This window comes from Streptomyces ardesiacus, assembly GCF_003112575.1.
Taxonomy (GTDB): domain Bacteria; phylum Actinomycetota; class Actinomycetes; order Streptomycetales; family Streptomycetaceae; genus Streptomyces; species Streptomyces ardesiacus.
Map to the genome: position 1 here is coordinate 1 of NZ_BEWC01000020.1, position 10,018 is coordinate 10,018.

Consider the following 10,018-nt stretch of genomic DNA (forward strand, 5'->3'; position numbering starts at 1 on the left):
CATGACCCGGGGGCGGGCGGTTCGGTCCGGTTCGCCGACGTGGTGTGGAATGGCCCGATGAGCGATTCCGCACCGCGCGCCGAGCGCCCCGAACGTGTCCGTCCCGCCGCGCAGAGCCTCACCGGCGTCGGCCTGGCCGTCCTCGATCCCGGCGGACGGGTGCTGCTGGGGCTCGGCCACGACGGACGCTGGGAGCTGCCCGGCGGCAAGGTCGACGCGGGCGAGGACTTCGAGACGGCCGCGGCACGGGAGCTGGCGGAGGAGACCGGGCTGGTGGCGGCGGCCGCGGACGTGCGGGTGCTGGCCGTGCTCGTCGACGGAGTGGGCGGGCTGACCCGGGTGACCGCCGCGGCCGTCACCGAGCGGGCGGGGGGTGTGCCCCGGGTCACCGAGCCCGACAAGATCGAGCGCTGGGAGTGGTTCGCCCGCGGGGCCGTCCCCTCGGCGCTCTTCCCGCCGTCCGCCTCGGTCCTGGACTGCCTGTGGCCCGGGGCGGAGCGGCGGGGTGCCGCGGGGGTCCGGTGCTACGCGGTGGCCGGGCCCGTCGTGAAGGGCAGCACGAGCCGGGACGGGTGCGCCGCGTCGCGGTAGATCTTGTGGGTGACGGGGCGGCCCACCGGCAGGGGGAAGGCGTCCGGCGGCAGCAGCGCGTCGTGCTCGTCGGTTGAGGGGTTCGTCCTTGGACCATTCCGCGACCAGCCGGTGTCCCGGCAGGAAGGTCGCCGTGAACGGGTGGACCCGCAGCACGTACTCCCCGATCGCGCCCGGCCGCACGGGCACCGCCCGCTGTCGGCGCGGGGCACCGGTCACCGGGTCGGCGCCCCCGCGCGGCCTTCGGCCCGGGACCGGGCGAGCCTCCTCGTTCCGCCGCACGCATTGACATGAACGCGACCCGGCGCAACGCTGAGAGCGCTCTCACAATCGGTACGGACCAATTCCCCCACACCCGCACGGAGGTGGAGAGTGCTCGCCCGACTCAGACACCGTCTGCTCGCCGCGGCCGCGGCGGCAGGCCTCACCGGTGCCCTGCTCACGTTCGGCGCCGCACCGCCCGCGGACGCCGCGGTGCCCGACACCATCGCGTTGAGGATCACCAACGACTCCGCCCGCGGCGACGCCGTCCACATCTACACCCTCGGCACCTCGCTGACGACCGGTCAGCAGGGCTGGGCGGACGCGAACGGCACCTTCCACCCCTGGCCCGCCGGCGGCAATCCGCCCACCCCCGCACCGGACGCGTCCATCCCCGGACCGGCCGCAGGGCAGACCAAAACCATCCGCATCCCGAAGCTGTCGGGGCGCATCTACTTCTCCTACGGCCAGAAGCTGGACTTCCGGCTGACCACCGGCGGCCTGGTCCAGCCCGCCGTCCAGAACCCGAGCGACCCCAACCGCGACATCCTCTTCAACTGGTCCGAGTACACGCTCAACAACGACGGACTGTGGCTCAACAGCACCCAGGTCGACATGTTCTCCGCGCCCTACACGGTCGGCGTGCAGCGCGCCGACGGCTCGGTGACCAGCGCCGGACAGCTCAAGCCGGGCGGCTACCGAGGGGTCTTCGACGCCCTGCGGGCGCAGCCGGGCTGGGGCGGGCTGGTCCAGACCCGGTCCGACGGCACCGTGCTGAGGGCGCTGGCGCCGCTGTACGGGGTGGAGACCGGGGCACTGCCCGCGTCGGTCATGGACGACTACGTCAACCGGGTCTGGCAGAAGTACGCGACGAGCACCCTCACCGTCACGCCCTTCGGCGACCGGCCGGACACGAAGTACTTCGGGCGGGTGTCGGGCGACGTCATGAACTTCACCGACTCCTCCGGCGCGGTCGTCACCAGCTTCCACAAGCCGGACGCCTCCAGCGTCTTCGGGTGCCACCGACTGCTCGACGCGCCCAACGACCAGGTGCGGGGCCCCATCTCCCGCACGCTGTGCGCCGGGTTCAACCGGTCGACGCTGCTGAGCAACGCCAACCAGCCCGACGCCTCGGCGGACGGCTTCTACCGGGACTCCGTGACCAACCACTACGCCCGGGTCGTCCACGACCGCATGGCCGACGGGAAGGCGTACGCCTTCGCCTTCGACGACGTCGGCCACCACGAGTCGCTGGTGCACGACGGCAACCCGGCCGAGGCCCGGCTGACGCTCGCACCGCTCGACTGACCCGGCGGCGGGCAGGGGCCGCCCCCGCTCGCCGCTCGTGCGGCCGGCGGGGGCGCAGCCGTGGTGCGGCGCGCCTCGCGGGGCGGTCCGTGCGCGCCGCGCCGGCCCGGTCAGGCGCCGGGCAGCACGCCGGTGCGGGCGACCTCGGAGTACCAGCGGGCGCTCGCCTTCGGAATGCGGGTGCCGGTCGGGTAGTCCACGTAGACGGCGCCGAAGCGCTTGCTGTAGCCGTGGGCCCACTCGAAGTTGTCCAGCAGCGACCACAGGAAGTAGCCGCGCACGTCCGCGCCGTCCAGGATGGCCTGGTGGACGGCGGCCAGGTGGCCCCGTACGTAGGCGATCCGGGCGGGGTCGTTGACCCGGCCCTCGGGGTCGGCGTAGTCGTCGAAGGCGGCGCCGTTCTCGGTGATGACCAGCGGCATCCTCGGGAAGTCGGCGGACAGGCGGCGCAGCAGGTCGTACAGGCCGCTCGGGTCGACGGCCCAGCCCATGGCGGTGGTGTCGCCGGGCGGCTGGTGGAAGGCGACCCGGTCGGCTCCCGGCCAGGGGCTGTGGGGGCTGTTGCCGTGCCCGTCGGAGGTGTGGGCGGCACTGCCGTCGGTCTCGGAGACGACGGTGGGCGTGTAGTAGTTGACGCCGAGGAAGTCCAGCGGCTGGTGGGCCCGGCGCAGGTCGCCGTCCTGGACGAAGGACCAGTCGGTCAGCCCCGAGGTGTCCTTGAGCAGGTCCTCCGGGTAGGCGCCGTTCAGCATGGGGCCGGTGAAGACCCGGTTGGCGAGCGCGTCGATCCGGCGGGCCGCGTCGGCGTCGCCCTCGCCGGCGGTGAGCGGGCGGACGTGATGGATGTTGAGGGTGACGGACACCTTCGCGTCGGCGCGGACCCGGTCGCGCAGCGCCTGGACGGCCAGGCCGTGTGCCAGGTTGAGGTGGTGGGCGGCGCGCAGGGCGGCGACCGGGTCGGTGCGGCCGGGGGCGTGCACCCCGGAGCCGTACCCGAGGAAGGCGCTGCACCAGGGCTCGTTGAGGGTGGTCCAGGTCGTCACCCGGTCGCCGAGGGCGTCGGCGGCGAGGGCCGCGTACTCCGCGAACCGTTCGGCCGTGGCGCGTTCGGGCCAGCCGCCGGCGTCCTCCAGTTCCTGGGGCAGGTCCCAGTGGTAGAGCGTGGCGACGGGCTGGATGCCCTTCTCCAGCAGTTCGTCCACCAGGCGCCGGTAGAAGTCCAGGCCCTTCTGGACGGCGGGGCCGCGGCCGGTGGGCTGGATCCGGGGCCAGGCCAGCGAGAAGCGGTAGGCGCCCAGGCCGAGTTCGGCCATCAGGGCGACGTCCTCGCTGCGGCGGTGGTAGTGGTCGGTGGCGATGTCTCCGGTGTCGCCGTTGCGGACCCGGCCGGGCGTGCGGGCGTAGGTGTCCCAGATGGACGGGGTGCGGCCGTCCTCCGCGGCGGCCCCCTCGATCTGGTAGGAGGCGGTGGCGGAGCCCCAGATGAAGCCCTTGGGGAAGGTGCGGGCGGCGTCCGGGGCGGACGCGGTCTGCTGTGCTGCGGTGACCACGTAAGTCCTTTCGGGTGGGGGTGCTGGATACGGCGGGGGCGGCTCAGCCCTTGACGGCACCGGCCATGATGCCGCTGACGATCTGGCGGCCGAAGACGACGAACATCGCCAGCAGCGGCAGCGTGCCGAGCAGCGCGCCGGCCATGATCAGCGACTGGTCGCGGACGTAGCCCGCACTGAGCTGGGTGAGCGCGACGGGGACCGTCGGGTTGGTCATGTCGAGGACCACGAACGGCCAGAAGAAGTCGTTCCACGCGTGCACGAACGTGATCATGAAAAGGACGGCCATCGCGGGCCGCGCGATGGGCAGCACGATGCTCCAGAAGATCCTGAGCGAGTGCGCCCCGTCCACGCGTCCGGCCTCGACGAGTTCGTCCGGCAGCGCCTCCGTCAGGTACTGCCGCATGAAGAACACGCCGACCGCGCTCACCAGCGTAGGGAAGATGACGGCGGGCAGCTGCTGGGACCAGCCCAGGTCGGCCATCATCATGAACAGCGGCACGACGGCGAGCTGCGGCGGCACCATCATGGTGCCGATCACCAGCATGAGCAGGGCGTTGCGCCCCTTGAACCGCAGCTTGGCGAAGGCGAACCCGGCGAGCGTCGCGAACAGCACCGTGGACAGGGCGATCACCCCGGCCACGATCAAGCTGTTGATCATGGCCTTGCCCATCGCCGCCTCGTCCCAGGCCCGGGCGAGATTGCTGAACAGGTTGGGGCCGGGCAGGAAGGGGGGCGGCGTCTGGCTGACCCGGGTGTTGTCGGTGGACGCGGCCACCATCGTCCAGTACAGCGGGAAGATCGACAGGATCGCCATGACGGCGAGCAGGACGTAGGCGAGGGGGCCCGCGTGGTGCTGGCGGCCGGCACGCTGGCGCAGCAGCCGGCGGCCGCCTCGGCCGCTCGCCCGCGCGGCGGGGGTCCGGGCCGGTGCGTCGGTCCGGGCCGGGAGACTTTGGGTGGTCATGACGGCTCCAGGTCAGGACGTACGGGAGCGCAGGCGCTTGACGACGCGCTGCACGACGAAGACGAGGACCAGCAGCATGAACATCGCCCAGGCGACGGTCGCGGAACGGCCCATCTGGTAGTTCTTCCAGCCCTCCTCGTACAGCAGCAGGCCCAGCGTCTGGTACTGGTTGTCCGCGCCGCCGGTGACGCCGTTGGGCCCCTGGCCGAAGATCAGCGGCTCGCCGAAGAGCTGGGTGGCGCCGATGGTGGAGAGCACGATGGTGAAGACGATGGTGGAGCGGATCCCGGGGACGGTGACGTGGAGGAACTGCTGCCACCGGGAGGCGCCGTCGAGGGAGGCCGCCTCGTAGCGGTCGGCCGGGATGGCCTGCATCGCGGCCAGGTAGAGCAGCGCGTTGTAGCCGGTCCAGCGCCAGATGACGATGGTGGAGATCGCGATCTGGGCGGGCCACTTGTCGGCCTCCCAGTCCACCGGGTCGATCCCGACCGAGCCGAGCGCCCAGTTGATCATGCCGAAGTCGCGCTCGAAGATCATGGTGAAGACGAGGGCGGCCGCGGCGACCGAGGTGGCGTAGGGGACCAGGGAGGCGACCCGGAAGAACAGCGAGGCGCGCATCCGGTAGTTGAGCAGGTGCGCCATGCCGAGCGCCATCATCAACTGGGGCACCGTGGAGATGACGCCGATGGTGATCGTGTTCTGCAGCGCGTTCCAGAACCGGGAATCGCCCCACAGGTCCACGTAGTTGTCGAAGGCCACCCAGTCCATGACGTCGAGGGTGGCCAGCTCCACGTCGTGCAGGGAGATCCACGAGGTGTAGATCAGGGGGTAGAAGCTGAACGCGGCGAAGACGATGAAGAAGGGCGCGACGAACGCGTACGGGGCGCCCTTGATGTCGAGCCGGTGCAGGAGCGCGCCGCGCCGCCTGGGGGCGTCCCCGCCGCCGCCGCGGGGCGACGGACGCGGAGGCTCGCCCCCGGCCAGGGCCTTGGTGGTGGAGGTGGCCACCGGACTTCCTTCCTGAGAGCTGATGGGTGGGCCGGGCGCCGGGCCCGCCGGCCAGGACCTGTTCCTGGACGCGGGCGGGCCCGGCCGGCCTCGGGAGCGGAGAGTCAGCCGACCGCCTTCTCGATGCGCTCCCCGGTGGTCTTCCACGCCTCGTCACGCGAGGCGTCGCCCTGCTCGATCAGGGCCAGGCCCTGGGAGAAGGTGTCCTTGATCGTGCCGTCCTTGCGGCCGAGGACCTGCTTGTCCGGGATCTCCTGGGCGGCTTCGCCGAAGATCTGGCCGATGGGGGCGCCGCTGAAGTAGTCCGACTTGGCGTTCTTCACGTCGGGGCCGTCCAGCGCCGTGCGGGAGGAGGGGATGTTGCCGATCTCCTTGAAGATGTGCGCCTGCTGCTCGGGCGCGGTCAGCCAGGCGACGAGTTTCTTGGCCTCCTCCTTCACCGGGCTCTGCTCGACCACGCCGAGGAAGGAGCCGCCCCAGTTGGCGCCCTTGGGGGCCTTGGCGACGTCCCACTTGCCCTTGTTCGCGTCGCCGGCCTTCTCGCTGATGTGGCTGAGCATCCACGCCGGGCACACCGCGGTGGCGAAGGTGCCGTTGGCCAGGCCCGGGTCCCAACCCGGCTGGAACTGGCGGAGCTTGGCCGTCAGTCCGTCCTCCGCCGCGTCGGCGGCGAGTTTCCAGGCCTCCTTGACGGCCGGGTTGGTGGCGTAGATCAGCTCGCCCTTGTCGTCGTAGTACTGCTGGGGGTAGCCGTAGACCATGGCGTTGAACAGGCCGCTGGCCGCGTCCATGTAGGCGACCTTCCCGCCCTTGAAGTCCTTCTTGAAGGTGCGGCCGACCTCGACGTACTTGCTCCAGTCGCCCTCCCACAGCTTGGCGACCTCGTCGCGGTCGGTGGGCAGCCCCGCCTTCTCGAAGTAGTCCTTGCGGTAGCACACGGCCATCGGGCCGATGTCGGTGCCCAGGCCCAGCACCTTGCCGTCCTTGGTGCTGATCTGGGACTCCTTCCAGGGCAGGAAGTGGTCGGTGCCCGGGACCTCGGAGAAGTCCGCGAACTTGTCCGCCTGGGTCTCGGTGATCTCCTTGGCCCGGCCGATCTCGATGCCCTGGATGTCCTTCAGGCCCTTGCCCGCCGCGAGCCGGGTCTGCAGGGCGGTGTAGTAGGTCTGCTCGTCACCGGCTATCTCGGCCTTGATGTCGACACCGGGGTTCTCCTTCTCGTACTGCTCGAGGAGGCCCGTCTCCTTGATGCCCATCACGCCGTACATGCCCATGGTGATGGTGACCTTGCCGTCCTTCTTGCCACCGCCGGTGGCCGAGTCGTCGCTGCCGCCGCAGCCGACGACGAGCGCCAGCGCGCCGACGGCCGCGGCCGTCGCCACCGCCTTTCTGCGCAACGAACCGAGAGTGCCCATGGATCTCCTCCTAGCGACGGCGCTGACACATCGGAGTGACGAGTTCTGCGATGACTACTGCGATGGCTACAGCGTGAAAAGACAGCGGCTCGAACACGGTTGGGAACGTGCCCAATTTTGTGGGCACGTTCCCACCGGCGCCTCGAAGACTCGTGCCAACGGCCCTGATCTGTCAATGACTTGAACGCAGGTTCCCGCGGTCGCCGCCGTGCCGCGTTCGTGTGCCGGAGGCCGGGGGGTGCTCCGGCGACCGCGGTGTCTGCAAGAATTGCCGCAGGTCACCTCCGCGGCAGGCACCGTCGCCGCGGCCGCCGAGGGGGGAGTTCATGACCGGCAACCGCCGTCCAACGATCAAAACGGTCGCCGCCCGCGCCGGCGTGGGCCGCACCACGGTCTCCCGGGTCGTCAACGGCTCGGAGCTGGTGAGTGCCGATGCCCGGGCGAGGGTGCTTGCGGCGATCAAGGAACTCAACTACGTTCCCAACTCGGTCGCCCGCGGCCTGGTGACCAACCGCACCAACGCCGTGGCGCTGGTGATCCCGGAGTCGGAGAGCCGGCTGGGCTCGGAGCCGTTCTTCGCCGCGCTGATCCGCGGTGTCAGCGGCGCCCTCGCCGAGAGCCGCACCCAGTTGCAGCTCATGCTCGTCCGCGACCAGGCCGAGCGGGACCAGCTGACCGAGTCGGTGGCGACCCGCCGGGTGGACGGCGTGCTGCTGGTCTCGGTGCACGCCGAGGACCGGCTGCCGGGCATGCTGGAGGAGATGGGCCTGCCCACCGTGCTCGCCGGCCGCCGCGACGCGGGAGAACGGCTGAGCTACGTCAACTCCGACAACGCCGGCGGAGCCGGCGCGGCGGTGCGGCACCTGCTGGGCAGCGGACGGCGGCGGGTCGCCACGATCACCGGTCCGCTGGACATGGACGTGGGCCGCAGCAGGCTCGCCGGCTGGCGCGCCGCGCACGCGGATGCGGGCGTTCCCGCCAGGGAACTCCTCGTCGAGGCGGGGGACTTCACCGAGGAGGGCGGTGCGAACGCCATGCGTTTGCTTCTTGAACGCGCCCCGGACCTGGACGCCGTCTTCGCCGCCTCCGACCTCATGGCGGTCGGCGCGCTGGCCGAACTGCGCCGGCGCAAGCGGCAGGTTCCGGGGGACGTGGCCGTCGTCGGCTTCGAGGACTCCATCCTGGCCCGCCACACCAACCCGCCGCTGACCACGGTGCGTCAGCCGGTCGAGGAACTGGGCCGGGCCATGGCCCGTATCCTCACCGACATCACCCAGCACGGCGCTCCCCGGCAGCAGTTGACGCTGCCTACGGAGCTGGTGGTGCGCGAGTCGTCGTAGGCGGCGACCAGTCCCTCGGCGCGGGAGCAGCCGGAGGGAGGCCGGGCCGTGGGACCGCTCGCACGAGCGCGGCGCCCGCCCCGGCCGAGCGGCACGGAGCTGGTCGTCCGGCCGCGCCGGGCGGACCGCGCCCGTCTCCCTCACCGCTCCCCGTCTCAGGGTGTGGCTGGCCGGCCCGCTGCGACGGCGGCCCGGCCGCCACTCTCCGACCCACCGTGCGCCGCCGGCCTCCACTCGGCCGCCGGTCGGTCCGTCCGGCACCCCGGAAGGGTCACTGTGTGTGTCCGTCCGGGCGCGTGGCAGTCACCTCTTCACCGGCTTCGCGATGTCGCGATGAGTTCGGTCGCCTCTGCCAGTCTGTACGTATGTCGTGCGGTCCGACGGCCTCGCGACCCCCGCACCCGCTGCTTCCGGAGCGAAACTGATGTCCGACACCACCTGCCACATGTCGATCTCTCTCGACGGCTTCGTCGCCGGGCCCGGGCAGAGCCGCGACCATCCGCTGGGCAAGCGCGGCCAGGAGCTGCACGGCTGGCACATCGGCGACCCGCGCGCGACCGAGGCCGACGAGACGGCCAAGGGCTGGCTGATGCGCCCGCGCGGCGCCTACGTCATGGGCCGGAACATGTTCGGGCCGGTCCGGGGCGAGTGGGACGAGCCGTGGGACGGATGGTGGGGCCCCGAGCCCCCCTACCACGCCCCGGTCTTCGTGCTCACCCGCTACGCCCACGCACCGATCAGGATGGAGGGAGGGACCACCTTCCACTTCGTCACCGAAGGCTTCGACGCCGCTTACGCCCACGCGCTCGAAGCCGCCGACGGCAAGGGGGTGGACATCGCCGGTGGCGCTTCGACGGTGCGGCAGGCACTCGACGCCGGTGTGATCGACGAACTCACCCTGGACGTCGCGCCTGTCCTGCTGGGCAGCGGCGAGCGTCTGTTCGACGGCCTCCAGACCTTCGACTTCGAGCCCGTCGAGGTGCTTCACTCACCGCTGGCCACTCACATCCGCTACCGCAAACGCGACGCCGGCTGAGGACGGCAGCGCCACCGCCGGTGCCACGTCCGGACCCCCAAGTGCACCCGAGTGGCCCAGTACGCCCTGGCGGAGCGTTTCCCCCGGGACCCGCCGTTCGTTGGGGCGGACATGATCAAGAAGCTCGCCTGTGTCTCCGTCATGGCCACCGCCGTACTGGTCGCCGCGCCCCTCGCCGAGGCGGCGCCCGAGCCCGGCCCGTCCACCGGGGTTCCGGGGGGTCCGCTCCTCAACGGCCTCCTCGGATCGCTGGAGGTCGGACACCCCGCCACCTCCCCGCAGTCGCTCCTGCCCGCGGGTCTCCTCGGCAGGTGAAACGCCCGGGGCGGGAGGAGACGGTTGCGGCCGCAATCTCCCCCTCCCGCCTCCGACGACCGATTCGGTGCTCCCCTTCACCGGCGCCTCTCGGGCGCGCCAGGCCGCGGCAGGCTTGCCGTAACCGTCGGCCGGGAGCCTGAAGGAAGTCGCTCGAGTACGGGAGGTTTCCAGTGAGGCTTGCCAGCAAGCGGAGCGCCGGTGTCGTGATGGCGCTGCTGAGTGGT

9 protein-coding genes are annotated in these 10,018 nt (G+C 71.6%); 5 read left to right on the forward strand and 4 right to left on the reverse strand.

All coding sequences use genetic code 11. The features are described 5' to 3' along the window. Nucleotides 1-57: 57 nt before the first annotated feature. Both Sdi02f_RS35400 and Sdi02f_RS35410 read left to right on the forward strand, forming a co-directional pair. On the forward strand, nt 58-591 hold the full coding sequence (locus tag Sdi02f_RS35400; RefSeq protein ID WP_031088215.1) for a nucleotide triphosphate diphosphatase NUDT15: 534 nt from the start codon (nt 58-60) through the stop codon (nt 589-591). A gap of 372 nt (nt 592-963) precedes the next feature. After that, the gene (locus tag Sdi02f_RS35410) at nt 964-2,160 is read left to right on the forward strand and encodes a glycoside hydrolase family 64 protein (protein WP_053639596.1); all 1,197 of its coding nucleotides are present in this window, start codon (nt 964-966) and stop codon (nt 2,158-2,160) included. Nucleotides 2,161-2,270: 110 nt separating this feature from the next. Here the strand turns inward: Sdi02f_RS35410 and Sdi02f_RS35415 are convergent, their stop codons facing one another. The 4 genes from Sdi02f_RS35415 to Sdi02f_RS35430 form a co-directional block, all read right to left on the reverse strand. After that, the gene (locus tag Sdi02f_RS35415) at nt 2,271-3,710 is read right to left on the reverse strand and encodes a GH1 family beta-glucosidase (protein ID WP_108934798.1); all 1,440 of its coding nucleotides are present in this window, start codon (nt 3,708-3,710) and stop codon (nt 2,271-2,273) included. Nucleotides 3,711-3,753: 43 nt separating this feature from the next. Continuing rightward, nucleotides 3,754-4,677, reverse strand: coding sequence for a carbohydrate ABC transporter permease (locus Sdi02f_RS35420; protein WP_030405211.1), 924 nt, complete (start codon nt 4,675-4,677; stop codon nt 3,754-3,756). Nucleotides 4,678-4,689: 12 nt separating this feature from the next. Continuing rightward, nucleotides 4,690-5,685 carry a carbohydrate ABC transporter permease gene (locus Sdi02f_RS35425; RefSeq protein ID WP_030405212.1) on the reverse strand — a complete coding sequence of 332 codons (996 nt, stop codon included), beginning with the start codon at nt 5,683-5,685 and terminating at the stop codon, nt 4,690-4,692. A gap of 104 nt (nt 5,686-5,789) precedes the next feature. Next, nucleotides 5,790-7,100 carry an ABC transporter substrate-binding protein gene (locus Sdi02f_RS35430; RefSeq protein WP_031088207.1) on the reverse strand — a complete coding sequence of 437 codons (1,311 nt, stop codon included), beginning with the start codon at nt 7,098-7,100 and terminating at the stop codon, nt 5,790-5,792. 326 nt (nt 7,101-7,426) lie between these two features. Here Sdi02f_RS35430 and Sdi02f_RS35435 point away from each other — a divergent pair, with 326 nt between their 5' ends. From Sdi02f_RS35435 to Sdi02f_RS35445, 3 genes are all read left to right on the forward strand, one after another. After that, complete coding sequence (locus Sdi02f_RS35435) at nt 7,427-8,440, forward strand: LacI family DNA-binding transcriptional regulator (protein WP_030405214.1); 1,014 nt, start codon at nt 7,427-7,429, stop codon at nt 8,438-8,440. Nucleotides 8,441-8,864: 424 nt separating this feature from the next. After that, nucleotides 8,865-9,476 carry a dihydrofolate reductase family protein gene (locus tag Sdi02f_RS35440; protein ID WP_030405215.1) on the forward strand — a complete coding sequence of 204 codons (612 nt, stop codon included), beginning with the start codon at nt 8,865-8,867 and terminating at the stop codon, nt 9,474-9,476. Nucleotides 9,477-9,587: 111 nt separating this feature from the next. Beyond that, the gene (locus Sdi02f_RS35445; protein ID WP_031185920.1) at nt 9,588-9,791 is read left to right on the forward strand and encodes a hypothetical protein; all 204 of its coding nucleotides are present in this window, start codon (nt 9,588-9,590) and stop codon (nt 9,789-9,791) included. The last annotated feature ends 227 nt before the right edge of the window (nt 9,792-10,018 follow it).